At 73.1% G+C, this 24360-nt stretch carries 24 protein-coding genes; 12 read left to right on the forward strand and 12 right to left on the reverse strand.

Features of this window, described 5'->3' with window-relative positions; translation table 11 throughout:
* Window positions 1-258 precede the first annotated feature (258 nt).
* Entirely contained in the window at window positions 259-1590 is a 1332-nt protein-coding gene (locus tag DEJ00_RS02675) for a bifunctional o-acetylhomoserine/o-acetylserine sulfhydrylase (protein WP_071244821.1), read from the reverse strand.
* Between the two features lie 280 nt (window positions 1591-1870).
* Window positions 1871-2959, reverse strand: a complete 1089-nt coding sequence (locus DEJ00_RS02680) for an acyltransferase family protein (protein ID WP_111056347.1) — start codon at window positions 2957-2959, stop codon at window positions 1871-1873.
* Between the two features lie 122 nt (window positions 2960-3081).
* Here DEJ00_RS02680 and DEJ00_RS02685 point away from each other — a divergent pair, with 122 nt between their 5' ends.
* The 5 genes from DEJ00_RS02685 to DEJ00_RS02705 all read left to right on the forward strand — a co-directional run bounded on the left by DEJ00_RS02685 (window position 3082) and on the right by DEJ00_RS02705 (window position 6618).
* Window positions 3082-3855: an SDR family oxidoreductase gene (locus DEJ00_RS02685; RefSeq protein ID WP_111056348.1), complete on the forward strand. Its 774-nt coding sequence runs from the start codon at window positions 3082-3084 to the stop codon at window positions 3853-3855.
* A gap of 215 nt (window positions 3856-4070) precedes the next feature.
* On the forward strand, window positions 4071-4598 hold the full coding sequence (locus tag DEJ00_RS02690; protein WP_051596753.1) for a phosphoribosyltransferase: 528 nt from the start codon (window positions 4071-4073) through the stop codon (window positions 4596-4598).
* Window positions 4595-5314 (forward strand): Type 1 glutamine amidotransferase-like domain-containing protein, encoded by a 720-nt coding sequence (locus DEJ00_RS02695; RefSeq protein ID WP_111056349.1) that lies wholly within the window; start codon window positions 4595-4597, stop codon window positions 5312-5314. Before DEJ00_RS02690 ends, DEJ00_RS02695 begins: the two co-directional genes overlap by 4 nt.
* A 5-nt stretch (window positions 5315-5319) precedes the next feature.
* The gene (locus DEJ00_RS02700) at window positions 5320-6003 is read left to right on the forward strand and encodes a uracil-DNA glycosylase (protein ID WP_111056350.1); all 684 of its coding nucleotides are present in this window, start codon (window positions 5320-5322) and stop codon (window positions 6001-6003) included.
* A 9-nt stretch (window positions 6004-6012) separates the two neighbouring features.
* The gene (locus DEJ00_RS02705; RefSeq protein WP_027465815.1) at window positions 6013-6618 is read left to right on the forward strand and encodes a GNAT family N-acetyltransferase; all 606 of its coding nucleotides are present in this window, start codon (window positions 6013-6015) and stop codon (window positions 6616-6618) included.
* Window positions 6619-6751: 133 nt separating this feature from the next.
* Here the strand turns inward: DEJ00_RS02705 and DEJ00_RS02710 are convergent, their stop codons facing one another.
* Window positions 6752-7450 carry a FadR/GntR family transcriptional regulator gene (locus DEJ00_RS02710; RefSeq protein WP_181440069.1) on the reverse strand — a complete coding sequence of 233 codons (699 nt, stop codon included), beginning with the start codon at window positions 7448-7450 and terminating at the stop codon, window positions 6752-6754.
* A 207-nt stretch (window positions 7451-7657) separates the two neighbouring features.
* Between DEJ00_RS02710 and DEJ00_RS02715 the strand changes: the two genes are divergently transcribed.
* From DEJ00_RS02715 to DEJ00_RS02725, 3 genes are read left to right on the forward strand one after another with little or no spacing between them, the layout of a single operon-like run.
* On the forward strand, window positions 7658-9214 hold the full coding sequence (locus tag DEJ00_RS02715) for a GntP family permease (RefSeq protein WP_220038835.1): 1557 nt from the start codon (window positions 7658-7660) through the stop codon (window positions 9212-9214).
* Window positions 9211-9783 (forward strand): gluconokinase, encoded by a 573-nt coding sequence (locus tag DEJ00_RS02720; RefSeq protein ID WP_111056352.1) that lies wholly within the window; start codon window positions 9211-9213, stop codon window positions 9781-9783. Before DEJ00_RS02715 ends, DEJ00_RS02720 begins: the two co-directional genes overlap by 4 nt.
* 27 nt (window positions 9784-9810) lie before the next feature.
* Entirely contained in the window at window positions 9811-11106 is a 1296-nt protein-coding gene (locus tag DEJ00_RS02725; RefSeq protein WP_111056353.1) for a cytochrome P450, read from the forward strand.
* A gap of 22 nt (window positions 11107-11128) precedes the next feature.
* Here the strand turns inward: DEJ00_RS02725 and DEJ00_RS02730 are convergent, their stop codons facing one another.
* Together DEJ00_RS02730 and DEJ00_RS02735 are read right to left on the reverse strand one after the other, a co-directional pair.
* Window positions 11129-12040: a L,D-transpeptidase gene (locus tag DEJ00_RS02730; protein WP_111056354.1), complete on the reverse strand. Its 912-nt coding sequence runs from the start codon at window positions 12038-12040 to the stop codon at window positions 11129-11131.
* A gap of 24 nt (window positions 12041-12064) precedes the next feature.
* Window positions 12065-13738, reverse strand: a complete 1674-nt coding sequence (locus DEJ00_RS02735; RefSeq protein ID WP_111056355.1) for an ABC-F family ATP-binding cassette domain-containing protein — start codon at window positions 13736-13738, stop codon at window positions 12065-12067.
* A gap of 52 nt (window positions 13739-13790) precedes the next feature.
* Here DEJ00_RS02735 and DEJ00_RS02740 point away from each other — a divergent pair, with 52 nt between their 5' ends.
* Window positions 13791-14207, forward strand: a complete 417-nt coding sequence (locus tag DEJ00_RS02740; RefSeq protein ID WP_110864029.1) for an HIT family protein — start codon at window positions 13791-13793, stop codon at window positions 14205-14207.
* A gap of 36 nt (window positions 14208-14243) precedes the next feature.
* Here the strand turns inward: DEJ00_RS02740 and DEJ00_RS02745 are convergent, their stop codons facing one another.
* On the reverse strand, window positions 14244-14543 hold the full coding sequence (locus DEJ00_RS02745) for a hypothetical protein (protein ID WP_027465808.1): 300 nt from the start codon (window positions 14541-14543) through the stop codon (window positions 14244-14246).
* 40 nt (window positions 14544-14583) lie between these two features.
* Here DEJ00_RS02745 and DEJ00_RS02750 point away from each other — a divergent pair, with 40 nt between their 5' ends.
* Window positions 14584-16029 carry an amidase gene (locus tag DEJ00_RS02750; RefSeq protein ID WP_111056356.1) on the forward strand — a complete coding sequence of 482 codons (1446 nt, stop codon included), beginning with the start codon at window positions 14584-14586 and terminating at the stop codon, window positions 16027-16029.
* Between the two features lie 225 nt (window positions 16030-16254).
* Here the strand turns inward: DEJ00_RS02750 and DEJ00_RS02755 are convergent, their stop codons facing one another.
* The 6 genes from DEJ00_RS02755 to DEJ00_RS02780 are packed head-to-tail and all read right to left on the reverse strand — an operon-like array spanning window position 16255 to window position 22338.
* A complete protein-coding gene (locus tag DEJ00_RS02755) occupies window positions 16255-17040 on the reverse strand; it encodes an ABC transporter ATP-binding protein (protein ID WP_111056357.1) in 786 nt (261 codons plus the stop codon).
* Window positions 17037-17876 (reverse strand): ABC transporter ATP-binding protein, encoded by an 840-nt coding sequence (locus tag DEJ00_RS02760; RefSeq protein ID WP_181440070.1) that lies wholly within the window; start codon window positions 17874-17876, stop codon window positions 17037-17039. The genes DEJ00_RS02755 and DEJ00_RS02760 overlap by 4 nt, the downstream gene beginning before the upstream one ends.
* On the reverse strand, window positions 17873-18790 hold the full coding sequence (locus DEJ00_RS02765) for an ABC transporter permease (RefSeq protein WP_111056358.1): 918 nt from the start codon (window positions 18788-18790) through the stop codon (window positions 17873-17875). The genes DEJ00_RS02760 and DEJ00_RS02765 overlap by 4 nt, the downstream gene beginning before the upstream one ends.
* A complete protein-coding gene (locus tag DEJ00_RS02770; RefSeq protein WP_071404591.1) occupies window positions 18787-19740 on the reverse strand; it encodes an ABC transporter permease in 954 nt (317 codons plus the stop codon). The genes DEJ00_RS02765 and DEJ00_RS02770 overlap by 4 nt, the downstream gene beginning before the upstream one ends.
* A 46-nt stretch (window positions 19741-19786) precedes the next feature.
* On the reverse strand, window positions 19787-21331 hold the full coding sequence (locus DEJ00_RS02775; protein ID WP_111056359.1) for an ABC transporter substrate-binding protein: 1545 nt from the start codon (window positions 21329-21331) through the stop codon (window positions 19787-19789).
* The gene (locus DEJ00_RS02780) at window positions 21328-22338 is read right to left on the reverse strand and encodes an alpha/beta fold hydrolase (protein WP_181440071.1); all 1011 of its coding nucleotides are present in this window, start codon (window positions 22336-22338) and stop codon (window positions 21328-21330) included. The genes DEJ00_RS02775 and DEJ00_RS02780 overlap by 4 nt, the downstream gene beginning before the upstream one ends.
* A gap of 66 nt (window positions 22339-22404) precedes the next feature.
* Here DEJ00_RS02780 and DEJ00_RS02785 point away from each other — a divergent pair, with 66 nt between their 5' ends.
* On the forward strand, window positions 22405-23310 hold the full coding sequence (locus DEJ00_RS02785) for a siderophore-interacting protein (protein WP_258373504.1): 906 nt from the start codon (window positions 22405-22407) through the stop codon (window positions 23308-23310).
* On the forward strand, window positions 23310-24128 hold the full coding sequence (locus DEJ00_RS02790; RefSeq protein WP_111056362.1) for an ABC transporter ATP-binding protein: 819 nt from the start codon (window positions 23310-23312) through the stop codon (window positions 24126-24128). Before DEJ00_RS02785 ends, DEJ00_RS02790 begins: the two co-directional genes overlap by 1 nt.
* The last annotated feature ends 232 nt before the right edge of the window (window positions 24129-24360 follow it).

Consider the following 24360-nt stretch of genomic DNA (forward strand, 5'->3'; position numbering starts at 1 on the left):
CGCCGTGTTACGTCACGCCCGGCGCGTGGCCGGCCTTCGGGCCGCGCTCGCCGTTCCGTGCGTGCGCACGTTCCGACATCGTGCGCGTTGTTCGACTCGTGGATCGTCGCACCATGCGCACGAACCGGATGCGTGTGCAACGAGCGACGTCCCACGCGTCGATCGACACGTGGGACGTCGCAACATGCATGCGCATCGGCAGCCAGCCAGCCAGCCGGGCAGGCAGGAAGCCAGCCAGGCAAGCAGGCCGCGCGGGCCCTACGCGCGCTGGCTCTCCTGCGCGATCGCCCGGGCCGCGGCGAGCCCGGCCTCGAGGTCGGCCTTCAGGTCGGCGATGTTCTCGATGCCGACCGACAGGCGCACCAGGCCGGGCGTGACCCCGGTGGTGAGCTGCTGCTCGGGGGTGAGCTGCGAATGCGTTGTCGACGCCGGGTGGATGACGAGCGAGCGGACGTCGCCGATGTTCGCCAGGTGCGAGAAGAGCTGCAGGTTGTCGACGAACGCCTTGCCCGCGGTGACCCCGCCCTTCAGCTCGAACGACAGCACGGCGCCGACGCCCTTCGGCGCGTACCGGTTCGCGGCGGCGTACCAGGGCGACGTCGGCAGGCCGGCGTAGGCGACGGTGGCGACGTCGGGGTGCTGGTCGAGCCACTCCGCGATCTCCTGCGCGTTGGACACGTGCCGCTCGATGCGGAGCGACAGGGTTTCGATGCCCTGCAGCAGCGCGAACGCCGTGTCCGCCGAGTTCGACGCACCGAGGTCGCGGAGCAGCTGCACGCGGGCCTTCACGATGTACGCGAGCTCGTTGCCGACGGCCTCGGCGAAGACCGCACCGTGGTACGACGGGTCGGGCGTGTTGAACTCCGGGAACCGGTCGGCGTGCTGCGACCAGGCGAACTTCCCGCCGTCGACGATGATCCCGCCGATGACCGTGCCGTGCCCACCGAGGAACTTCGTGGCCGAGTGCACCACGATGTCGGCGCCGTGCTCGAACGGACGGATCAGGTACGGCGTCGCGATCGTGTTGTCGACGATCAGCGGGACGCCGGACTCGTGGGCCACGTCGCTGACGCCCGTGATGTCGAGGACGTTGATCTTCGGGTTGCCGATGGTCTCGGCGAAGAACAGCTTCGTGTTCGGGCGGACCGCGCGGCGCCACTCCTCGAGGTCGTCCTGGTCCTCGACGAACGTCGTCTCGATGCCGAGCTTCGCCAGCGTGTACTTGAACAGGTTGTACGTGCCGCCGTAGATCGACGACGACGACACGATGTGGTCACCCGCCCCCGCGATGTTGAGCACCGCGTAGGTCTCGGCAGCCTGGCCGGACGCGACGAGCAGGGCACCGGACCCGCCCTCGAGTGCGGCGATCCGCTGCTCGACGACGTCGTTCGTCGGGTTCATGATCCGGGAGTAGATGTTGCCCGGCTTGGCGAGCGCGAACAGGTCGCGTGCTTCGTCCGAGTTCGCGAAGACGTACGAGGTCGTCTTGTAGATCGGCGTCGCTCGGGCGCCCGTGGTCGGGTCCGGCTGTGCGCCGGCGTGGACCTGGGTGGTCTCGAACTGCCACTTCGCGGCGTCGTGCTCGGTCATCTTGGTGCTCCTGTCCGGTGCGGCTGGTCGTCGGGTCGCCCTGCGCTCGGCCCGGAGGCTCGGCGCGGCTGTGCGTCGGGTGTCACGGTACGCAGGTGGTCGGGCCCGCACCACCGCACCCGCCTCGGGACGTAACGCGCCCGCCCGACGCGCCACGGGCCTCCCGGCCAGGATGGTGCCCGGGGCTGACGGCGGCGACCACGGGGGATCCGTCGCGGCCTGCCGCGACATCGCGCGCTGCCGACTGAGCGCAGCGAAGACGACTGCTTGCGCGGAGATGTCACGCGTCGCGGCGGAACAGCCAGTCGACCTTCGGTTCGAGCAGCCACCGCATCCCGCGCCGCACGAAGGGCTGCGCCAGGAAAAGGCTCACGACGCAGGCGATGACGACCATGAGGAGCACGAACGGCCAGGCCGAGTGCTCGCCGGCCAGCACGCCGGACTCCCGGATCGGGTAGAGGACGAACGTGTGGAGCAGGTAGACGTACATCGTCGCGGCGCCGAACTGCGTGATCCAGACGCTCCGACGGGGGATGAGCACCAGGAACGACGCCGTCAGCAGGGTCGCGAGCAGCATCAGGCCGAAGCGCACCGCACCCGCCCACCAGGCGTCCTCGCCGAGCCCCGAGTAGGAGTCGTCGTAGAAGAACCAGTGGTGCAGGTCGAACTCCTTGAACTGCGGGATCCAGACCGCGCACGACACCGCCCACGCGGCGAACACCACGACGGCGGCGATCCGCACCCGGACGACCGTGCGACGGGACGCCTGGTACCAGCGGTCGAAGACGCCCCACTGCTTGACCTGCCACCCGAGCAGGAAGAACGGCAGCAGGCTGATCGCGCGGGACAGCGAGAGCGTGGAGTCGACGTTGTCGAAGTAGCCGACGCCGATGCTGAACACGACCGCCCAGAACAGCGGCCACCGCAGCTGCGCCAGGTACGGCAGGATCAGCTTGAAGATGCCCAGGGCCAGCAGGAACCACAGGGTCCACGTCGGCTTCGTCGGGTTGAAGTCCTTGCCGCCCTCGACGATGCCCTGCACCACGGTCCAGATCGTCTGCATGATGATGTACGGCACCACGATGTCCGTGATCGTCCGGCGCATCCGCTTCGCCGTCGGGGTGTCCGCCGACGAGAAGTACCCGCTGATCACGCCGAACGCCGGCATGTGGAACGCGTAGATGAACGTGTAGAGCGCCAGGGCGTGCTCGCTCGCCGGCGTCTGCCGCTGGATCGCGTGCCCGATGACCACGAGCGTGACCGCGACGAACCGCGCGGTGTCCCACATCGGGATCCGGCGCGGAGCTCGACCGGGCTCGAGCTGCGTCGCCGGGGCCGAGGGGGCGGGAGGGGCGGCATCCGTCGTCATCGCCGGTCACGTTACCGGATCGTGATCTGGACGGCCCGGTGCGGTGCCGGAACCGTCCCGCTCGGTACGGTGGTCGGACCGGGCCACCACGCGCCCGGTCACCGACGCAGGAGGCAGATCACATGGCAGCACGGCGCGCAGTCGTCACCGGAGCGAGCTCGGGCATCGGGGCGGCCACGGTCCGGCTGTTCCGGTCACGGGGCTGGGACGTGCTCGCCGTGGCCCGCCGCGCCGCGAAGCTCGAGGCGCTCGCCGCGGAGACCGGGGCCGACACCCTGGTCGCCGACATCACGGACGCCGACGACGTGGCGGCGCTCGCCGCGCGGGTCGCGGACCTCGGCGGTGCCGACGTGCTCGTGAACAACGCCGGTGGGGCGTTCGGTTCGGCGAGTGTCGAGGAGTCCGACGTCGACGACTGGCGCGCCATGTTCGAGGTCAACGTGATCGGCACGAAGCGCGTCGTCTCCGCGCTGCTGCCGCACCTGCGCGACCGTGCTCGCATGTCCGGGGGAGCGGACATCGTCACGGTGACCAGCACCGCCGGGTTCGTCGCGTACGAGAACGGTGGCGGCTACAACGCCGCGAAGTTCGCCGAGCACGCCCTGGTGGGCGCACTCCGGCTCGAGCTGAACGGCGAGCCGATCCGCGTCGTCGAGATCGCGCCGGGCATGGTGAAGACCGACGAGTTCGCGCTCACCCGGTTCCGCGGGGACGAGCAGAAGGCCGCCGCGGTGTACGACGACGTGCCGGAGCCGCTCGTGGCCGACGACGTCGCCGAGGCGATCGTGCACGCCGTGGAGCTGCCGGCGCACGTGAACCTCGACCTCGTGACGATCCGGCCGGTGGCGCAGTCGGCGCAGCACAAGCTCGCACGCGGCCCGCTGACGCCCCGCTGAGCGGGCCCCACGCCGGACCTGCGCAGTACCCGCGCCGGACCCGCGCAGTACCCGCGCCGGACCCGCGCGGCGCCCGCGCCGGACCCGCGCAGCGCCCGGGCGGCGGCCGCGCCGGACCCGCGCAGCGCCCGGGCGGCGGCCGCGCCGGACCCGCGCAGCGCCCGGGCGGCGGCCGCGGGTCGCGGGCGTGGGCTCCCTGCCGGTACCGTGGTCGGATGCCGATCAGCAGCGAACCCGAGCCCGCGGCTCCGTCCACCGTGACCGTGACGAGCGGGCCCGAGGTACTCGGCTGGCTGGAGTTCGGTGACGCCGCACGCCTGCTCGCCAAGGACGTCCTGTCCAGCGGCTTCGAGCCCGAGGTCGTCGTCGCCGTCGCCCGCGGCGGACTGATCATCGCCGGCGCCGTGGCGTACGCGCTCGGCACCAAGGAGTGCGGCTCGATCAACGTCGAGTTCTACACCGACGTCGAGCAGCGGCTGGAGGAGCCCGTCGTGCTCGCCCCCGCCCTCGACGCCCCGAGCCTGGCGGGCAAGCGGGTCCTCGTCGTCGACGACGTGTCGGACTCCGGCCGCACCCTGCGCCTGGTGGTCGACATCATCCGGAACGCCGGTGCCGACGTCCGGAGTGCCTGCCTGTACTCGAAGCCCGGCACCGTCCTCGAGCCCGACCACGTCTGGCGTCGGGTCGACGGCTGGATCACGTTCCCGTGGAGCGCCCTCGCCCCCGTGACGGCCGAGTCGTGAGCATCCACCTGGTCGGCGGCGGTCTGTTCGCCGCCTCGGACGCCGCAGCGCCGTTCCTCGCCGAGGCCACCGCCCGTTCGGCAGCGGTCGGCCGGAGCGTCCCGCGCATCGCCCTGCTCTCGGTGGCGGGCCCGGACGGCGGCAGCCCGTCATCGACCGCCGACATCGCCGAGGTCCTCGGCGGCCCGCGCACGGCCGAGGTGCTCGTCACCGAGGTCGCGGCCGGTCAGGTCTTCGACACCACCGTGCTGAGCGACGTCGATGCCCTGGTGGTCGGTGGCGGTGTCACCCCCGACTACCTGGCGGCGATCGCCCCGCTCGTCGACCAGCTCCGGCTGCTCGTCTCCGACGGTCTGCCCTACCTCGGCTACTCGGCCGGTGCGATGATCGCCGCCGACCGTGCCCTGGTGGGCGGCTGGCGCATCGGCGGCGTCGAGATCTGCCCCGAGGCGGCGTCCGAGGGGCTGGACGAGGTCGAGCTCCGCGAGGGCCTCGGCCTGGTCGACCTGACCATCGACGTGCACGCGGTGCAGGCCGGCACCCTCGCGCGGCTCATCGCCAGCGCCGAGGCCGAGTTCGTCACCGCCGGACTCGCGATCGACGAGGACACCACGCTCGTCGTCGGCGAGGGCGCGCTCGAGGTCCGGGGAACCGGCAGCGTCTGGCGCGTGATGGCCGGCGAGGAGTCGGTGGCCGTCGCCACCATGGGCGCGTAGCCGACGTGGAACCACGGCCGCTCGCCGACCTGGTCGACCCCGGCTGGGCGACGGCGCTCGCACCGGTCGAAGCCGACGTGCACCGGATCGGCGCGTGGCTCCGAGACGAGACCGCGGCCGGTCGCCACTACCTCCCCGCCGGCAGTGACGTCCTGCGCGCGTTCACGACCCCGTTCGACGCCGTCAAGGTGCTGGTCGTCGGACAGGACCCGTACCCGACGCCCGGCCACCCGATCGGCCTGTCGTTCGCGGTCGACCCCGCCGTCCGTCCGGTGCCGCGCAGCCTGGCGAACATCTACCGCGAGCTCGCCGACGACCTCGGGGTGACCCCGCCGCAGCACGGTGACCTGCGGGCCTGGTCCGACCAGGGCGTCCTGCTGCTCAACCGGGTGCTCACCGTGCAGGCGGGCGAGGCCGGCAGCCACCGCGGCAAGGGCTGGGAGGCGGTGACCGACCAGGCCGTCCGCGCGCTGGTCGCCCGTGGCACCCCGCTCGTCGCCGTGCTCTGGGGTGCCCAGGCCGGATCGGTGCGACCGCTCCTCGGCGACACCCCGGTCGTCGCGTCGGCCCACCCGAGCCCGCTCAGCGCATCGCGCGGGTTCTTCGGCAGCCGCCCGTTCTCGCAGGTGAACGCGCTGCTCGAGTCGCAGGGCGCACCGCCCGTCGACTGGACGCTGCCCGCTCAGTAGGCTCGGCACGTGCTCGAGGAGGAATACCAGCGACGGCGGGTCCTGCCGCGACACCTGCGTGCCCCGGCGGCGACCGAGACGGCCTTCGAGTACCGCATCCGAGCGGCCGAGGTGGGGGACCTGCCCCACGTGCGCGAGATCCACACGCACTACGTCCGCAACTCGTCGGTGACCTTCGACCCGGCGGCGTTCACGTACGCCGCGTGGAAGAAGCGCTACGACGACATCCGGAAGCGCCGGCTGCCGTTCCTGGTGGCGGAGAACCCCGCCGGGCAGATCCTCGGGTACGCCCTGGTCGACGCGTGGAACCCGCGCGACCGCTCGAACCACGTGGTCGAGGACTCGATCTACCTCGGTGCCGCGTCCGGTGGCAAGGGGCTCGGCCGCGCGCTGATGGAGGCGCTGCTCGACGAGTGCCGGTCGGCCGGCGTGCGCGAGGTCGTCGCCGTCATCGCGGACCGCCAGGCCGAGGCGTCGATCCGGCTGCACGAGCGGCTCGGCTTCGAGGAGGTCGGCCGGATGGGCAAGGTCGGCTACAAGTACGACCGCTGGCTCGGCACCGTCACGATGCGGCTGCGCCTGCGCGGCCCGCGGCTGTTCGCGCGACGACGCTGACGGAGCCGACGCGGCCGACGCGGTCGACGCGCGTCACGCAGGCGAACGCGGGCAGGGCGGACGGGAGGCCCGTGGCGGGCCCGGCACGCGCCTCCAGGCCGTCCCCTGGTCGCGCCGGACCGCCGTGGCCGGGTCAGCCTGCCGGCGCCTCGGTGATGAACTCGTCGCGCGTCACGCGGAGCAGCGCGGTGGCCGCCGCCGCCGCGGCGTCCGCGTCGCCGGCGACCGCTGCGCGTCCGACGGCCTGGTGCCGGAGCGCCGCCTCGCGCGTCCAGCGCGTGATGGGGTCGCGCGACTCCGACGTGCGGGTGCGGAGCAGGGCCTCGACCGTGCCGGCGAAGTGAGCGAACACGGCGTTCCCCGACCCGGTGAGCAGTGCACGGTGGAAGCGGACGTCGGCCTCCAGGTAAGCGCGGCTGTCCTCGCGCCCGCAGGCGTCGAGCATGTCCTCGGCGGCGGCGAGCACCGCGTCCGCGCCCTCGGAGCCGGCGGTCAGGGACGCCGCGACCGGTTCGACGCCGAGCCGGAGCTCGACGAGCTCCCGCTGCTGCACGAAGTACGCCGGTGAGGTACCGCGCCACCGGATCACGGTGGGGGCGAGCAGCTCCCACGCGGTGATGTCGCGGACGAGCGTGCCGACGCGCTGCCGGGGCTCGACCAGGCCGAGGGACTGCAGGACGCGCAGGGCCTCGCGGACGACCGAGCGGGACACCCCGAACTCGTCGGCCACCAGTTCGGGTCGGACGACGGCACCTGTGGCCAGGTCGCCGTCGACGATCCGCTGGCCCAGGGTGTCGAGCACGTGGGCGTGCAGTCCGCGTGCGGTGGGCATCGTTTCCTCCGTGCAGTACGGGTCACGCGGTCGTCGTGACGCCGGTCCCATCGAAGCGGCAGACTCCGGAGACGGGCGGTTGGCGCGCGGGACGACGTCGTATAGTCTGATTAATCAGATTATTGAGGGTCGGCGTTCGTCGCGCCAGTCCACCCTCGACACGAAGGCGACGGAGCCGCGCAGCAGCGACTCCAGGAAGGGGCGCTGATGCCTCACGCTCTCCCGAACCACCTGCTCGCCGCGGGTGGCACCACCGAGACGGTCGACCCGTCCGGTTCGATCCCGCAGCTGATCATCGCGGCGCTCGTCGGCATCGTGGTGATCATCGCGCTCATCACCTGGCTCAAGGTGCACCCGTTCATCGCGCTCACGATCGGCGCGCTCGGCGTCGGGATCGGCGCGGGCCTGGCGCCGGACAAGGCGGTCACGAGCTTCGGCGACGGCTTCGGCGCGACCATGACGAGTGTCGGCATCCTGGTCGGGCTCGGGGCGATGTTCGGCAAGATGCTTGTCGACTCCGGCGCAGCGGACCGCGTCGTGGACACCCTGGTGCGCAAGTCGTCGAAGGCGGCGCTGCCGTGGACGATGGCCCTGATCGGGGCGCTCATCGGGCTGCCGATGTTCTTCGAGGTCGGGCTCGTCCTGCTCATCCCGATCATCGTGCTGGTCGCCAAGCGGAGCGAGGTGCCGATCATGAGGATCGCCGTCCCCGCACTGGTCGGCCTGTCGACGATGCACGCGTTCGTCCCGCCGCACCCCGGGCCGCTCGTCGCGATCTCCACCGTCGGTGCGAACCTCGGCACCACGCTCGCCTTCGGCATCGTGCTGGCGATCCCGGTGATCATCCTGGCCGGCCCGCTCTTCGCCCGGTTCGCGGCCCGCTGGGTCGACATCCCCGTCCCCGACATGTTCGGGTCGCGTGGGGCGGTCGCCACCGCCGGCCCGGGTTCGGGGTCGGGTTCCGGGTCCGCCTCCTTCGCCGACGACCCGGCACACCCCGGACGGGAGGCCCGGCGCGGCCCCGCCACGCAGGACACCGCGTCCCTGCCCAACGGCAAGAGCGACTTCACGCGCGTCATCAGCGAGCCGCGCAGCCCGTCGTTCACCGTCGCCCTGATCGGCATCCTGCTGCCGGTCGTGCTCATGCTCGCCCAGGCGATCCGTGAGGCCACCGCCCCCGACGCCGCCGGCTCGTGGGTGAGCCTGCTCGACTTCCTCGGCTCGCCGATGATCGCCATCGGCATAGCGGCCGTCTACGCGATGGTCTTCTTCGCGATCGGCGGTGGCATGGACCGCTCGGCGGTGTCGAAGTCGCTCGAGAGCGCGCTGCCCCCGATCGCCGGGGTGCTGCTCATCGTCGGTGCCGGCGGTGGCTTCAAGCAGGTGCTCATCGACACCGGCATCGGCGGCGTGATCGCCGACGCCGTCAAGGACTCCGGCGTCTCGGTGCTGCTCGTCGCCTGGGTCGTCTCGGCACTGGTCCGCGTGGCGACCGGGTCGGCCACGGTCGCCACCGTGACCGCCGCCGGCATCATGGCGCCGATCGCCGCCGACCTGTCGACGCCGATGACGTCGCTGCTCGTGCTCGCGATCGGTGCAGGCTCCGTGTTCCTGTCGCACGTGAACGACGCCGGGTTCTGGCTGGTGAAGGGGTACCTCGGCACCACGGTGGGGCAGACGTTCAAGACGTGGACGGTGCTCGAGTGCCTCATCTCGGTGTTCGGTCTGCTCGGGGTCCTGCTGGCCGGGGTGTTCATCCGATGAGCGGCGCAGCAGACCTCGGTGCGGCCGCAGCTGCCGGGGCGGCCGACGCCGGGCTGGACGCACGTGTCCTGGTGGTGATGGGGGTCTCCGGGTCCGGCAAGTCGACCGTCGCCGCCATGGTGGCGGAGCAGGTGGGGTGGGAGTTCGCCGAGGGCGACGCCATGCACCCGCCGGCGAACGTCGACAAGATGCACGCCGGCACCCCGCTCACCGACGAGGACCGCTGGCCGTGGCTCGACGTCGTCGCCGGCTGGATCCGCGGACACCTGGACGCCGGCACGAACGGCGTCGTGACCTGCTCGGCCCTGAAGCGCTCGTACCGCGACGTGCTGCGGGCCCCCGGGGTGGTGTTCGTGCACGTGGCCGGTGACGGCGCGCTCATCGAGGAGCGGATGTCGCAGCGTTCCGGGCACTTCATGCCGACGTCGCTGCTGCAGTCGCAGCTCGCCACGCTCGAGCCGCCGCAGCCCGACGAGGCCCACCTGACGATCGCCGCCGACCGCACCCCCGAAGAGGAGAGCGCCGAGGTCGTGGCGCGGCTCGGACTGGTCAGGATCCCGAGAGCCTGATCGGGCGGCGCTCGGCAGCATGGCCGAATGGCGATCGACGACTCCCTCTCGCTCCTGACCCGCGGCTACGGGTTCGGTGCCCACCTGTGGCGCCGGACCCGGTCGGGGGCACGGGCCGTGGGCTTCCGACTGCTCGGACGTCCGGCGCTGCTCGTGCGTGGTGCCGAGGGCGTCGCGCTGTTCTACGACGGCGACCGCACGGCACGCCACGGCGCGATGCCGGCCATCGTGCAGCGGACGCTGTTCGGTGTCGGGTCGGTGCACAGCCTCGACGGGGCGGAGCACCACCACCGCAAGGCGACCTTCGTCGACGTCGCGTACGAGGACGAGCAGGTCCGGCGGCTCGCGCCCCTGCTGACCCGGGAGTGGGCGACCGAACGCGACGCCTGGCTCGCCGGCGGCACCCGGTCGGCGTACGACGCGGCCGTCGGCGCGATCGGCCGCGCGGTCATGCGCTGGGCCGGACTACCGGGGACGCCGTCGGCGAAGACCCGGTGGGCGGCACGGCTCGCCCAGGTCGTCGACGGCTTCGGGGTGCCGTACTCACCCGAGTACCTGCAGGCCGTCCTGAACCGGCACTGGTCGGACCGGCATGCCCGGCGGCTGGTCGAGGCCGTGCGCGGTGGCCGCTTGACCCCCGAGCCGCACACCGCCCTGCACGAGTGGGCGTGGCACCGGGACCGCTCCGGGGTGCTGCTGCCGGCGCGGCTGGCCGGCATCGAACTGCAGAACAGCATCCGGCCGGCCATCGCGGTGGCCCGGTTCGTGGCATTCGCGGCGAAGGAACTGCACGACCGGCCGGAGTGGCGGGCACGGATCGCCGCCGAGAGCGCGGCGGCCGACACCGCTGACGGGTCGCGCGTCGAGGATCCGCGCGTCGACGGCCCGCTCGCCGTGGCCTTCGCGCAGGAGATCCGCCGGACGGCGCCGTTCGTGCCGATGCTGCCCGCCTGGGCCACCACGGACGTCGAACTGGACGGCCAGCACCTGCCCGCCGGCGGGCGCGTGGTGCTCGACATCACCGGGACGGACACCGACGAGCGCTCGTGGGACCGTGCGGGCGACTTCGACCCGTCGCGGTTCCTCGGCGTGGACGACTTCGAGGCGATCACGACGTTCGTCCCGCACGGCGGCGCCGACGTCGCCACGGGACACCGGTGCCCCGGCGAGAAGGTCGCCGTCGCCGCACTCGCGGCCGCGGTCTCGGTGCTGAGTGACCCGCGGCTGACGATCCTCGACGACGGGCTGCAGGTGGACCGCCGCCGGCTGCCGACGAAGCCGGCCTCGGGTGGCGAGGTCCGGGGCCGCTGCCCCTTCCACTGACCCGGTCTCGGTCGACCCCCTCTCAGTCAAACCGGATCGGGGTGCCGACGGGCAGCGCCGCCAGGGTGCGGGTCATCTCCGCCGAGATCCGGACGCAGCCGTGCGAGCTGCCGGTCGGGTCCGGGTAGTAGTGCAACGCGGTCAGCGCAGCGTTGCCGCCGTACGACGGGATCCGGGACGAGTGCGCCCCGGTCAGGATGATCGGGTTGCCCTGCGTGTACGCGACGCGGGTGTCGACGTACGCCGCCTCGACGTAGGTGGCGGTGTCGGCCGGTGTGGGGTCCTCCGGCGTCCCGAGCCGGGCGGCCTCGGTCGCGGTGACCTTGCCCGACCGGGTGACGACGGACACCGTGCTGGCGGCGACGTCGACCCGGATCATCCGGTCGGTCCCCGTCACGGTGAAGTCGGCCGCCCGGGCCCAGGCGAACGTCGCGCTCGGCGCGTCCGGGTCGCCGCCGTCACCGGGGGTGCGGTTGCGGGACGGCGTCGACACCAGGAGCATCCCGCCGTCCCGGCCGGGGGAGCGACCCCACACCGCGGTCGCCGCGGGCCGGTTGATCGTCGACACCAGGTGGGACAGGGTCGCCACCGGTCGGGCACCGCCGGACGGGCTCGCGTACAGGGCGACGAGCGGCGTGCGCGGGGTCGCGATCTGCCAGGTGTCCTCGGGCTCCACGTCCCCGCCGTCGAGCAACTGCGGCACGACGGCGTCGTGGAACGCCAACGGCAGCGCGGCCAGGGTCGCGTCGGACGGAGCGGCGGGGACGGCCGCGAGCGTCGGGGTCGGCGTGGCGCTCGGGGTCGGAGTCGTCGTCGCCCGCGCCGCCCGGGTCGGCTCCGGTGCCGGCGACCCGACGGTCACCCCCACCACGACGGCGGCGACGGCGAGCACCACCACCCCGGCGGTCGTCGCGATCCAGGTCCTGCGTCGCATGGTGCGTCCCCCTCGGTCGATCCGTCAGCGTTCGGTGACGGTGCCGCCCTCGACCCGCCACTGCCGGTCGAGTCGGACGGTCTCCAGCATGCGCCGGTCGTGTGTGACGAGCAGCAGGGTCCCGTCGTAGGACTCCAGCGCCTGCTCGAGCTGCTCGATCGCGGTCAGGTCGAGGTGGTTGGTCGGCTCGTCGAGCACGAGCACGTTCACCCCGCGGGCCTGCAGCAGTGCGAGCCCGGCCCGCGTGCGCTCGCCGGGGGAGAGCGCCGAGGCCGGTCGGCCGACGTGGTCCGCCTTCAGCCCGAACTTCGCGAGCAGCGTCCGGACGTCGGCGGTGGTGTACTCGGGCACGATCGCCTCGAACGCCGCTGCCAGGGGCTGGTCGCCGGTGAACGCCGCACGCGCCTGGTCGACCTCGCCGACCGCCACGCTCGAGCCGAGTGAGGCCGTTCCCGTCGTCGGCGCCTGCTTGCCGAGCAGCGCCCGCAGCAGGGTCGACTTGCCGGCGCCGTTCGGACCGGTGATGCCGATCCGGTCACCGCCGTCGACCTGCAGCGAGACCGGGCCGAGGGTGAAGTCGCCCTGGGTGAACGTGGCGTCCGACAGCGTCGCGACGACGGCCGACGACCGGGGTGCACTGCCGATCGTGAACCCGAGCTGCCACTCCTTACGGGGCTCCTCGACCTCGTCGAGCCGGGCGATGCGGGACTCCATCTGCCGGACCTTCTGCGCCTGCTTCTCACTCGACTCCGAGGCGGCACGGCGGCGGATCTTGTCATTGTCCGGGCTCTTCTTCATGGCGTTCCGGACACCCTGGCTCGACCACTCGCGCTGCGTCCGTGCCCGCGACACCAGGTCGGCCTTCGTCGACGCGAACTCGTCGTACGCGTCACGCTTGTGCTGCCGGGCGATCTCGCGCTCCTCGAGGAACGAGTCGTACCCGCCGCCGAACAGCCGGTTCGACGACTGCGCCAGGTCGAGCTCGAGCACCGAGGTCACCGAGCGCGCCAGGAACTCACGGTCGTGGCTGACGAGCACCACCCCGCCGCGCAGCCCGCGCACGAACGCCTCGAGCCGGTCGAGGCCGTCCAGGTCGAGGTCGTTGGTCGGTTCGTCGAGCAGGACGATGTCGAACCGCGAGAGCAGCAGCGCGGCGAGCCCGACGCGGGCGACCTGCCCGCCGGACAGCGCGGTCATCAGGGAGTCCGGGCCGACGCCGTCCGCACCGGAGTCGCCGGTGCCGGGTTCGAGGCCGAGGTCGGCGAGCACCGCCGGGATCCGGTCCTCCAGATCCGCGGCCCCCGCGGCGAGCCAGCGGTCGAGCGCCGCCGAGTACCGGTCGGCCGCGGCGTCGCCGGCATCGGGGTCGCCGAGCGCCGCCGCCGCTGCGTCCATCGCCACGGTCGCCTCGGTGCAGCCGGTCCGCCGCCCGAGGTACGCCGCGACGGTCTCGCCAGCGATGCGCTCGTGCTCCTGGGGGAGCCACCCCACGAACGCGTCCGTCGGCGCCAGGGACACCGTGCCCGCCAGCGGCTCGTCGACCCCGGCCAGCAGCCGGAGCAGCGTGGACTTGCCGGCACCGTTCACGCCGACGACCCCGATCACGTCGCCCGGCGCCACCGTCAGGTCGAGGGAGTCGAACAGCGTGCGAGCGGCGTACCCGCCGGACAGGCCCTTGGCGACGAGCGTGGCGGTCATGCGCCCATCGTCCCACGCGGAGCGGGCACCCCGGGTGCAGCAGACTGGGCCGATGGACTCCTGCGTCTTCTGTGCCGTGATCGCCGGTGACGAACCCGCCGTGTGGGTCGAACGCGAGGAGCACGCCGTCGCCTTCGCACCCCTGCCCGACTCGGCACTGGCTCCCGGCCACACCCTGGTCGTGCCGGTCGAGCACACCGCCGACCTGCTCAGTGCAGGACCCACGGCGCTCGCCGCCACCACGGCACTGGCGCAGCGCGTCGCCCGTGCGATGAAGGGTGCCCTCGGCGCGACGGGGACCGTCGTGCTGCAGGCATCGGGTGCAGACGCCGGCCAGAGCGTGCCGCACCTGCACCTCCACGTCGTGCCGTGCTGGCCGGACGACGCCACGACGCACTGGCCGGAGCGACGATCGGCGCACGTGGTCGACGGTGACCCGCACGCGCTCCTCGCCGAGATGTTCGAGTAGTCGCCCGAGCAGACCCTGCCCGGCCCGCCGCGACCCTCAGCCCCGCGGCGTCAGCCGACCCGCACCCACCGGCAGCAGCCCGCCCCGGTAGTCCAGCGCCGTCGCGCCGCCGACCGACACCGAGGCCGCTCCGAACCGCCACGCGCGGTTGAACAGGTACACGCCGATCACCGTGTCGCCGTCGTCCGGCACCGCCCACGTGCCGGTGCCCCACTGGGCCGGGTGCCCCACCCCGTCGACGGTGACGGTCGGCCGGGCGAACCAGGCGAACAGGGGCCGGACGAGCCGGAGTTCGATCCGGCGCTTCGTCGTGCCGGAGGGGAGAGTGGTGTCCACCGTCGAAGGATACGGGCCACCGCCGCCTAGGCTCGGAGCCGTGTTCGAACTCCACCACCTCTCCGCACAGGAACTCTGGGACTGGATCCGCCGGGGCGAGGCGACCGCCCTCGAGGTCACCGAGCACTACCTGTCCCGCGTGGAACGCCTGGACGCCGGACTCGGCGCCTTCGTGACGGTCACCGCGGACGCTGCCCGGGCCCGAGCCGATCGCCTCGGCCACCTGGTGCCGACGTCGAGACCGTTGTGGGGCCTCCCGTCCGCCGACAAGGACCTGTACGACCGCGCCGGCGTCCCCACGCGGAACGGCACCGCGAGCCTGCCGGAGCGTCCCGCGTCGGCCGACCACCCGCTCGTCGCCGCGCTCGACGCGGCCGGCACCGTCAGCCTCGGCAAGACCGCGTCACCGGAGTTCGGCATGTCCTCGTCGTCCGAGACCCGGCTCGGCGTGACGCGGAACCCCTACGACACCACGCGCGCGCCGGGCGGGTCGTCGAGCGGTGCGGCCGTCGCCGTCGCCGCCGGACTGTTGCCGGCCGCGGTCGGTTCGGACGGCGGCGGATCGGTGCGGATCCCCGCCGCGGCGACCGGCCTGGTCGGGCTGAAGCCGAGCCGCGGCCGCGTGCCGTCGATGCCCGGCCGCTCCGGCGTCGGCGGTCTGTCCGTCGCCGGGCCGCTCACCCGGTCCGTCGCCGATGCGGGCATGCTCCTCGACGCGCTGGTCGCGCCGACCGGGCTGCCCGAGCCGTCGCCCTACGCGCTCGTCACCCCCGACGTCGGCGAGGGGCCGTTCACCGCGGCCGCCGTCCGCGGCGAGGGCCGGTTCGTCGTCGGGGTGCTCGAGGGTTCACCGTGGGACGACACCGTCGACGTGGTCGTCGACCCCGCGGCCCGGGCCGCCGTGGAGACCGCCGTGCGGGTGCTCGGCGAGGTCGGGCACGGCGTCGAGGACGTCCGGATGCCCCGTGTGCCGTACGCCGACGCGTTCCGGGTGGCGTGGGAGAGCTCGGCCGCCCGCCTGCCGCAGGTACCCGGCATCGACCTGTCGTCGCTGACCCCCCTCGTGGCGTGGCTCGTGGCACGCGGACGGGCACTGTCCGGCACGCAGGTCCTCGACGCGATGACGACGCTCGACACCTTCTCGACGACGCTCATCGGCGCGTTCGACCGGTTCGACGCGGTGCTCACGCCGACCCTCGCGATGACGCCGCGGCCCCTCGGTTGGTACGGCGACGACCCGGACGAGGACTTCCGCCGCCAGTGCGCGTACTCACCGTGGACGTCGATGGCGAACGTGTCCGGGCTCCCCGCGATCACCCTGCCGGTCGGCGTGACCGAGGACGACCACCCCGACGGTGGCGGGCTGCCGATGGGTGTGCAGCTGATCGGACGCCCCGGCGGCGAGCGCGTCCTGCTCGCGATCGGCGCGCAGCTCGAGCGCCGGTTGCGCTGGCAGCGGCGGCACCCGGCTGCCTGGACCGCCTGACGCACGCGGCGCGCTCGTGCGTCAGGTGCGTCGAGGTGCGTCGGGTGCGTCGAGCCGGTGCGACGAAGTCGTCGTCGTACGACAGCGACCCTGTCGCACCAGCGCGTCCGCAACGGTTGCACGCGCGTGCGGGCGACGATGTCGGTGTCGTACGACGTCGACGGTGTCGTTCCACGTCTGCACCCGGCGCCGCACCCGTCCCCGCGCGACCCCCGCGCAGCCCGCCTACGGCAGCGTCGGCGCCGCCTCCACCAACGCCCGCGTCACCGGGTGCTGCGGCGCGTCGAGGAGCGACACCGGCCCGTGCTCGACGATCCGGCCGTCGGACATCACCGCGACCGTGTCGCACAGCCGCTGCACGACGCCGATGTCGTGCGACACCAGTACGAGCGTCAGCCCGAGGTCGTCGGCGAGCGACCGGAACAGGTCGATGACCCGAGCGCGGACCACCACGTCGAGGGCGCTCATCGGCTCGTCGCCGAACAGGATCCGCGGCGAGTGCACCACGGCCCGGGCGATCGCGATCCGCTGCCGCTGCCCGCCGGAGAACTCGTGCGGGTACCGGTCGACCGTGTCCGCGGGCAGGTCGACGCGCTCCAGCACGGCACGGACCAGGTCGTCGTGCGAGCCCGGGACCCGCAGGGCCCGCAGCGGCTCGGCGACGATCGCGCCGACGCGCATCCGCGGGTCGAGGGACGCGTACGGGTCCTGGAACACCACCCCGGTCTCGCGACGGAACCAGCGCAACGCACGCGCGGACCGGGACGCGACCACCGGACGGCCGGAGGCGGCGACGGTGCCTGCGGAAGGGGCCTCCAGGCCGGCGAGCAGCCGGACCAGCGTGGACTTGCCGGATCCCGATTCGCCGACGATGCCGAGCCGTGCGCCGGGGGCGACCGTCAGGTCGACACCGTCGACGGCGGTGCGGACCGGACCGGGCTCGAACGGGCCGCGGCGGGGGAGTCGGTAGGTGCGGTGGAGACCGGTGGCCTCGAGGACGGGGAGGGTCACGGGGCGGTCCTCCTGGCGGTGGCACGTGCGGCGTCGACGAGCGCGGCGGTGGCGGGGTGCTGCGGTGCGGCGAGCAGGTCCGCGACGCGGCCCTGCTCGACCACTCGGCCGGCGTCGAGCACCACGGCGGTGTCGGCGATGCGCGCGAGCACGGCGAGGTCGTGGGTGACGAACACCATGCCCGCCGGCAGGTGCTCGAAGAGGTCGAGGATGCGGGCCTCGGTGGTGACGTCGAGCGCCGTGGTCGGTTCGTCGGCCACCAGGTACGACGGCTCGCCCGCCATCGCCATCGCGATGCAGATCCGCTGCCGCTGCCCGCCGGACAACTGGTGCGGGTACTGCCGCAGCAGCGACTCCGGGTCGGGCAGGCCCACGGACGCCGCCAGGTCGACGGCCGCCGCGCGGGCCGCACGCCGGTCGAGCCCGCGGTGCAGCCGGAGCGGCTCCGCGATCTGCGCGCCGACCCGGCGCAGCGGGTCGAGCGCCGTCCCCGGCTCCTGGAACACCATCGCGATGCCCGTGCCGCGGTGCCGCGCGCGGTCGCGGTCGGGCAGGCCGACGAGTTCGGTGCCGTCCAGGCGGACGCTGCCCGTCACGACGGCGCCGGTGGGCGCCAGGCCCATCAGGGCGAGCGAGGTCATCGACTTGCCGGATCCGCTCGCGCCGATCACGCCGACGCGCTGGCCGGGAGGCACGGTGAAGCTGACGTCGTCGAGGATCGTCCGCCCCGTGATGCGGACCGACAACCCGCGCACCTCGAGCCCGGAGGCTGCGGTGGCGTGGGCGGGGCCGGTGGCGTGGTCGGTGTCGGCGGGGCCGGCTGCGTGGTCGGTCATGCGGTCACCCCCGGCGTGGTCGTCGCCGGGTCGGCGCTCCGGTCGCTCGCGGTGACGTCGGCCGTCGTGGGGTCGCTCGTCGTCGTGCGGTCGCTCGTCGTCAGCCGCGGGTCCGAGGCGTCACGCACCGCGTCGCCGAGCAACGACAGTGCCGCGACGACGAGGGCGATGGCGGCTCCCGGCCAGGTCGCACTCCAGGGGTGGACCCCGATGTAGGTCTGCAGGTCGGACAGCAGGCTGCCCCACGACGCGGTGTCCGACCCGGCGCCGTAGCCCAGGTAGGACAGCCCGGCCTCGGCGAGCACGGCCGTGGCCATCGCGAGCGACAGCTGCACGGTGAACAGCGGCGCCGCGTTCGGCACCAGGTGGCGGAAGAGCACCCCGGCACCGCCGACGCCGGACGCCCGCGCTGCGGTCACGTAGTCGCTGCGGGCGATCCGCCGGATCTCACCGCGGGCCACGCGGGCGATCGTCACGCCGAAGGACAGCCCGACGCTGACGATCACGACGCCGAGCGACCCGCCGAACACCGCGGTCAGGAGCATCGCGGTGAGCAGGGTCGGGAACGCCACCAGGATGTCGAGCAGGACCGCGGTGCCCTCGCGCACCCAGCGGGCGGTGAGCGAACCGATCGCGGTGAGGACGATGCCGACGACGCTCGCGATCACCCCGGAGCCGACGGCGACGAGCACGGTGGTGCGGGTGCCGGCGAGCAGGTAGCTCGCGATGTCGCGGCCGGCGGCGTCGGTGCCGAACCAGTGCGCGGCGCTCGGCCCCTCCCACTGGTGGAACGGGTCGGCGCGGAACGGGTTCTGCGGTGTCCAGACGAGCGACACGGCGGCGAGCACGAGCAGCAGGCCGAGCACGACGACGGCGAAGACCCCGGTCGGTCGGGACACCAGGCGGCGGATCATCCCTGCACCTCGCGCTGTCGGGGGTCGAGGGTGCGGTGCACGACGTCGACGGCGAACCCGACGAGCAGCACGAGTCCGGTGAGCACGAGCAGTTCCGACTGCACCTTCGTGATGTCGCGGCGGCCGACGTCGGTCACGAGCATCCGGCCCACCCCGGGCAGGGAGAACAGCTGCTCCACGACGACGGCACCGACGAGCAGCCCGGCGATCTGGACACCGAGCACGGCGAGCACCGTGAGGGCGACGCTCGGCAGACCGTGGCGGAGCAGCGCCTGCGTGCGGGTGAGTCCGACGGCGGCGGCGGTGCGCAGGTGGTCGGCGTCGAGGACGGAGAGCGTGGCGGACCGGGTGAACCGGAGGATCACGGCGCCCTCGACCGCACCGATCGTCAGCGCGGGCAGCACGAGCGACGCGAACGCCCGCCCGGGTTCCGACCAGCCGTCGAGCGGGAAGCCCTGCGTCGGCAGCCAGTGCAGCGTCACCGCGAACAGGGCGACGAGGAGCATGCCGGCCCACACGACGGGCACGGCGGCGACCGCCTGCGCCGCGAACCCGATCACCGCACCACCCGGGCGGCGACGGAGCACCGCGGCGACCACCCCGAGCGGGACGCCGATCACCAGTGCGGTCGCCAGCGACATCGCGGCGAGCGGCAGGGTGATCGCGAGCTTCTGCGCGATCTCCGGCGCGACGGCACCGTTCGTCACCAGGGAGCGGCCGAGGTCACCACGGAACACCCCACCGATCCAGTCGAGGTACTGCACCACGACGGGCCGGTCGAGTCCGAGCTGCTGCCGGAGCTGTTCCACCTGTGCGGGGGTCGACTGCGTGCCGGCGACGACCTGGGCGACGTCACCGGGCAGCACGCGGAGCGTGGCGAAGATGATGACGCTCGCCACGAGCAGGCCGACGACGAGCAGGAGCACCCGCCCGATGAGGAACCGGGTCACGACACCGATGCTACGGGGACGGACACCCCGCCGCGGCCGCTCCGGTTCACTTGACCGCGAGCTTCGCCAGGTCGAGGCGCGAGTTCCCGCCGTCGACCGGGAAGCCCGTCACGCCGGAGCGCACCGCGGTGATCTCGGTCGCCGTGTAGAGCCACTCGCCGGCCGCGTCCTCGCTGACGATGCGTGCAGCCTTGCGGAGTGCCTCGGTCTTCGTGGCCTCGTCGGTCGCCGCGATCGACTGGGCGTAGAGCGCCTGCACCTCCGCGTTGTCGTAGCCGAAGTAGTAGTCCGGGTTCGCCCAGTTGCCGAAGTCACGGGCCTCGACGTGGTCGACCATCGACAGGTCGAAGTCCCGCTCGCCGGACTTCGGTGCCTGGAACACCGAGGACAGCCAGGTGGCGAAGTCGACACGCTTGACCGTCAGGGTGATCCCGACGTCGGCGAGCTGCGACTTCAGCACGTCGCCGATCGTGGTCGGGTAGATGTTCGCGTAGGTGAGTGTCAGCTTCAGGTCCTGCTGGCCGGCGGCGGCCAGGAGCTTCTTGGCGTTCGCGGGGTCGTACGCGTCGATGTCGGTGAGGTCCTCGTAGCCGGGGTCGAGCTCCGGGATCGGGCCGCCCTGCTCCACGCCGGTGCCGCCGATCGCCTTGATGAGCGCCTTCGCGTCGATCGCCTGCCGGATGGCCCGGCGCACGCGCTCGTCCGTGAACGGTTCCTTGCGGTTGTTGAACGCCAGCGTGTACTTGTCGGTCGTCTTGCCGCTGTGCAGTGCGATGTCGGCGTTGCCCTGCAGCTGGCTCTTGAGCGTGCCGTCGACCGGGTTCAGGACGTCGAGGTCACCGTTCGCCATCGCGTTGACGGCGGTCGACGGGTCCGTGATGTACCGGAAGACGATCTTCGCGACCTTCGCCTTCGTGCCCCAGTAGTCCTCGTTGCGGTCGAAGGTCAGAGAGTCGCCCTGCTTCCAGCCGGCCACCTCGAACGGACCGGTGCCGTTCGCGCTGTCGGACAGGTCGTTGTCCGCGGCCTTCTCGAGCACCAGGCCGGAGCGGCCGGTCAGGTTCCAGAGCAGGTCGGAGTCCGGCTTCGCGAGTTTCAGCACGACGGAGTCGTCCGACGGCGAGGTGATCGACGTGACGCCCGCGAGCTTGGCGGAGTCGACGTACGAGTCGTTCGACTTGACCTGCTCGAGCGACCACACGACGTCGGCCGCGGTGACCGGCTTGCCGTCCTGGAACGTCGTGCCGTCCCGCAGCGTGAACGTGTAGGTCAGGCCGTCGTCCGAGACCTCGTGCGACGAGGCCAGCACGTCACGGATCTCGCCGTCGGCGGTCCGGCCGACGAGCCCCTGGTACACGTTGTCGATGAGCACCTGGTCGAGCGCCGCCCCGGACTGGGTGCGGATGTCGAGACTCGTCGGCTCGAGCACCAGCCCGACGCGCACCGTGGCGTCCTTGCCGCCAGTGGTGTCGGACGAGCCGGAGCAGCCGGCCAGTGCCAGGGCGGAGACGACGGCGACCGCGGTGGCGGCGAGGGCAGCGCGCCCGATGCGCGAGGTGCGCGCGGTGCGACGGGGCAGGAGCGGACTCATGGGGTGGTGGGTTCCTTCCGGGCACGAGGGCTGGGATCGGGCCTCGCGCTCGCACGAGGGTACCGGCGGCTGGCGCCGTCCGGCGACGGTTCTTCGATCGGGTGCAACAATCCGTGCCGCTCGGCCCATGCCCGGATCGCCGAAGCCAGTTCGAGGGGCGCCTGGTTCTGCACCGCGTGCCGCGAGGTGACCGTCACGATCTCGGCGTCCGGCAGGCGTTCGGCGAACCCGGCGTGCAGCTTCGGGGAGACGTACCCGCGGTCACCCCGGACGAGCAGGATCGGCACGCGCAGTGCCTCGAGGTCCGGCCACGCATCGGCGAAGCGCCCCACCGACGACGTCCGCCCGGCGGGCAGGTGCGGGAAGTGGTGGCGGCGCACGAGCCGCCCGTCCGCACCGAGGGCCGTCGTGTGCCGGGCCTCGCGCAGCAGCACCTGCCGGTCGTCGCCGACCCGTGCCTCGATCGCCCGGTCGACGACCTGCTCCAGCGATTCGAACGGCTCCTCGGCCTCGAGCGCGCGGGCGATCCGGTCCACCGCACGCTGCGCGAAGTCCGGCGACATGTCGACGAGCACGAGTCCGGTCACCCGCTCCGGCGCGGTGGCCGCGAGTCGAGCGGACAGGATGGCGCCGAGCGAGTGGCCGACGACGATGCCCGGCGGCACCGCGAGCGCGTCGAGCGCGGCGAGCACGCTCGGCGCCGTCGCGGTCGCCGCGTAGTCCGCGTCCTCCCGCCACGACGACCGGCCGTGGCCGGGCAGGTCGAGGGCGACCGCCGGCTCGCCCACGGCGAGTGCCGTGGTGTCGAAGCTGTGGGCGTCGATGCCGAGCCCGTGCAGGTAGGTGATCCGGGCCTCCTGGCCGTCATCGCCCCACCGGATGGCGGAGATCTCCTGCCCGTCCGCGGTGCGGACCACCTGCCTGGAGGCGCGGAGCGGCGCGTGCACGCCGCTCGCGCTGGCGAGGGCGGGCAGGTCGGCGAATTCGTCGTCGGGGGCTTCGGACACGGGGACGATCCTCGCACCGTTCCGGGGGCCTGGAGACGTTAGGTAAGGCATGCCATACTCGATTCCGTGGCAACCCGGTATCGCGTCTTCTCCGTCCGCGTGGCCGCCGTCACGTCGCTCACCCCGAACTTCGTCCGGGTGACGCTGACGGGCGACGCGCTCGCCGACTTCTCCTCGGTCGGTCTCGACCAGCGGATCAAGATCGTGCTGCCGCTGCCCGGCATCGGCTTCTCCGAACTGCCGGAGGACGAGGACTGGTACGCCGCCTGGCGCGCGCTGCCGGACGAGACCCGCAACCCGCTCCGCACGTACACGGTCCGCTCGTTCCGGCCGGACGCCCGCGAGCTCGACATCGACTTCGTCGCGCACGGCGACACCGGCCCGGCGTCGCGCTGGGTGTCGGCCTGCCGCGTCGGTGACGAGCTGCGCATCGTCGGGCCGCGGGTCCCCGAGTCGCCGGAGGACCTGCCGACCGGGGCCGCCGAGTTCGCTCCCGGGCACGCGAACCGGATCCTGCTCGCCGGGGACGAGACCGCCGCACCGGCCATCTGCGCCATCCTCGAAGCCCTCGACGTCTCGACCGTCGGCCACGTCTTCATCGAGGTGCCCACCGACGCCGACCGGTTGCCGGTCACCGCGCCCGCCGGGGTCGAGGTCCGCTGGATCGCCCGCAACGGCGCCACCCACGGGGTCCGGATGACCGACCAGGTGCACGCCTGGGCCTCCACCGTCGCGCCGTCGTCCTCCGCCGCCGCGTGCGAGCCGGCCGCCGAGCTCACCGACGTCGACGTCGACGAGCAGGTGCTGTGGGACGTCCCCGCCCCGGTCGACGAGCGCCCCGTGTACGCCTGGATCGCTGGTGAGGCCGGCTGTGTCAAGGAACTCCGCCGCCACCTGGTGCGCGGCGTCGGCATCGACCGCAAGCAGGTCGCGTTCATGGGGTACTGGCGGCACGGCAAGGCCGAGCACTGATGTCGGACGCGGGCACCGCGCTCGGGCCGGTCCCGACCACCGCGCTCGGGGCCCGCGGGCTGACCCTGGCCTACGACGACCGGGTCGTGGTGGACACGCTCGACGTCGACATCCCCGACGGCGAGCTGACGGTCATCGTCGGGCCGAACGCCTGCGGCAAGTCGACGCTGCTGAAGTCCTTCGCCCGCACCCTGAAGCCGCGAGCCGGCACGGTGTTCCTCGACGGGGCGCCGATCGACTCGTACCGCCCGAAGGCCGTCGCCCGGCGGGTCGGGATGCTCCCGCAGACCCCGATCGCCCCCGACGGCATCACCGTGCGTGACCTCGTGTCCCGGGGCCGGTTCCCGCACCAGGACCTGCTGCACCCCTCGTCCGGGTCCGACCGGCAGGCCGTGCAGGCCGCACTCGAGCAGACCGAGACGGTGGAACTGGCGGACCGGAGCGTCGACGAGCTCTCCGGCGGGCAGCGGCAGCGGGTGTGGATCGCGATGGTCCTCGCGCAGCAGACCGACATCGTGCTGCTCGACGAGCCGACGACGTTCCTCGACATCGCGCACCAGTACGACGTGCTCGAACTGGCCTCCACGCTGCACGCCGCCGGTCGCACGGTCGTCGCGGTGCTGCACGACCTGAACCAGGCTGCGCGCTACGCCACCCACGTCATCGCGATGCGCGACGGGGCGATCGTCTCGGCGGGGAAGCCGGCGTCGGTGCTCACCGCGGACCTCGTCGAGGACGTCTTCGGCCTGCCGTGCGTCGTCGTCCCCGACCCCGAGACCGGCACGCCGCTCGTGGTGCCGCGGCGGCGCGCGGCCTGACGCGCGGGCGGCGCTGCCGCCGCCTGGCTGGGCTGGGCTGGGCCCGCCACCGTTTGGCGGGCCTGCCGCCGAGTGGTCACGACACGTCGTGGCCCGGGCGCCGAGTGGTCACAAACTGTCGGTTGGCGGCGCCGCAGGCGACCGTCTGCGACCGCTCGCCGCGCTCCCGGCGGGGTGTTGTGACCGACCGAGCCGCCGGCCGACACGTCCGCCGAGGTCGCACCCGCACCCG

Source organism: Curtobacterium sp. MCLR17_039 (genome assembly GCF_003234745.1).
Classification (GTDB): Bacteria; Actinomycetota; Actinomycetes; order Actinomycetales; family Microbacteriaceae; genus Curtobacterium; species Curtobacterium flaccumfaciens.

Bases quoted from the DNA above. Each gene is read 5' to 3' on its own strand.
- DEJ00_RS02685 (WP_111056348.1), top strand. From the start codon at position 3,082: ATGGCAGCACGGCGCGCAGTCGTCACCGGAGCGAGCTCGGGCATCGGG.
- DEJ00_RS02765 (WP_111056358.1), bottom strand. From the start codon at position 18,790: ATGATCCGCCGCCTGGTGTCCCGACCGACCGGGGTCTTCGCCGTCGTC.
- DEJ00_RS02775 (WP_111056359.1), bottom strand. From the start codon at position 21,331: ATGAGTCCGCTCCTGCCCCGTCGCACCGCGCGCACCTCGCGCATCGGG.
- DEJ00_RS02730 (WP_111056354.1), bottom strand. From the start codon at position 12,040: ATGCGACGCAGGACCTGGATCGCGACGACCGCCGGGGTGGTGGTGCTC.
- DEJ00_RS02690 (WP_051596753.1), top strand. From the start codon at position 4,071: ATGCCGATCAGCAGCGAACCCGAGCCCGCGGCTCCGTCCACCGTGACC.
- DEJ00_RS02735 (WP_111056355.1), bottom strand. From the start codon at position 13,738: ATGACCGCCACGCTCGTCGCCAAGGGCCTGTCCGGCGGGTACGCCGCT.
- DEJ00_RS02720 (WP_111056352.1), top strand. From the start codon at position 9,211: ATGAGCGGCGCAGCAGACCTCGGTGCGGCCGCAGCTGCCGGGGCGGCC.
- DEJ00_RS02680 (WP_111056347.1), bottom strand. From the start codon at position 2,959: ATGACGACGGATGCCGCCCCTCCCGCCCCCTCGGCCCCGGCGACGCAG.
- DEJ00_RS02760 (WP_181440070.1), bottom strand. From the start codon at position 17,876: ATGACCGACCACGCAGCCGGCCCCGCCGACACCGACCACGCCACCGGC.
- DEJ00_RS02715 (WP_220038835.1), top strand. From the start codon at position 7,658: ATGCCTCACGCTCTCCCGAACCACCTGCTCGCCGCGGGTGGCACCACC.
- DEJ00_RS02710 (WP_181440069.1), bottom strand. From the start codon at position 7,450: ATGCCCACCGCACGCGGACTGCACGCCCACGTGCTCGACACCCTGGGC.
- DEJ00_RS02675 (WP_071244821.1), bottom strand. From the start codon at position 1,590: ATGACCGAGCACGACGCCGCGAAGTGGCAGTTCGAGACCACCCAGGTC.
- DEJ00_RS02725 (WP_111056353.1), top strand. From the start codon at position 9,811: ATGGCGATCGACGACTCCCTCTCGCTCCTGACCCGCGGCTACGGGTTC.
- DEJ00_RS02790 (WP_111056362.1), top strand. From the start codon at position 23,310: ATGTCGGACGCGGGCACCGCGCTCGGGCCGGTCCCGACCACCGCGCTC.
- DEJ00_RS02740 (WP_110864029.1), top strand. From the start codon at position 13,791: ATGGACTCCTGCGTCTTCTGTGCCGTGATCGCCGGTGACGAACCCGCC.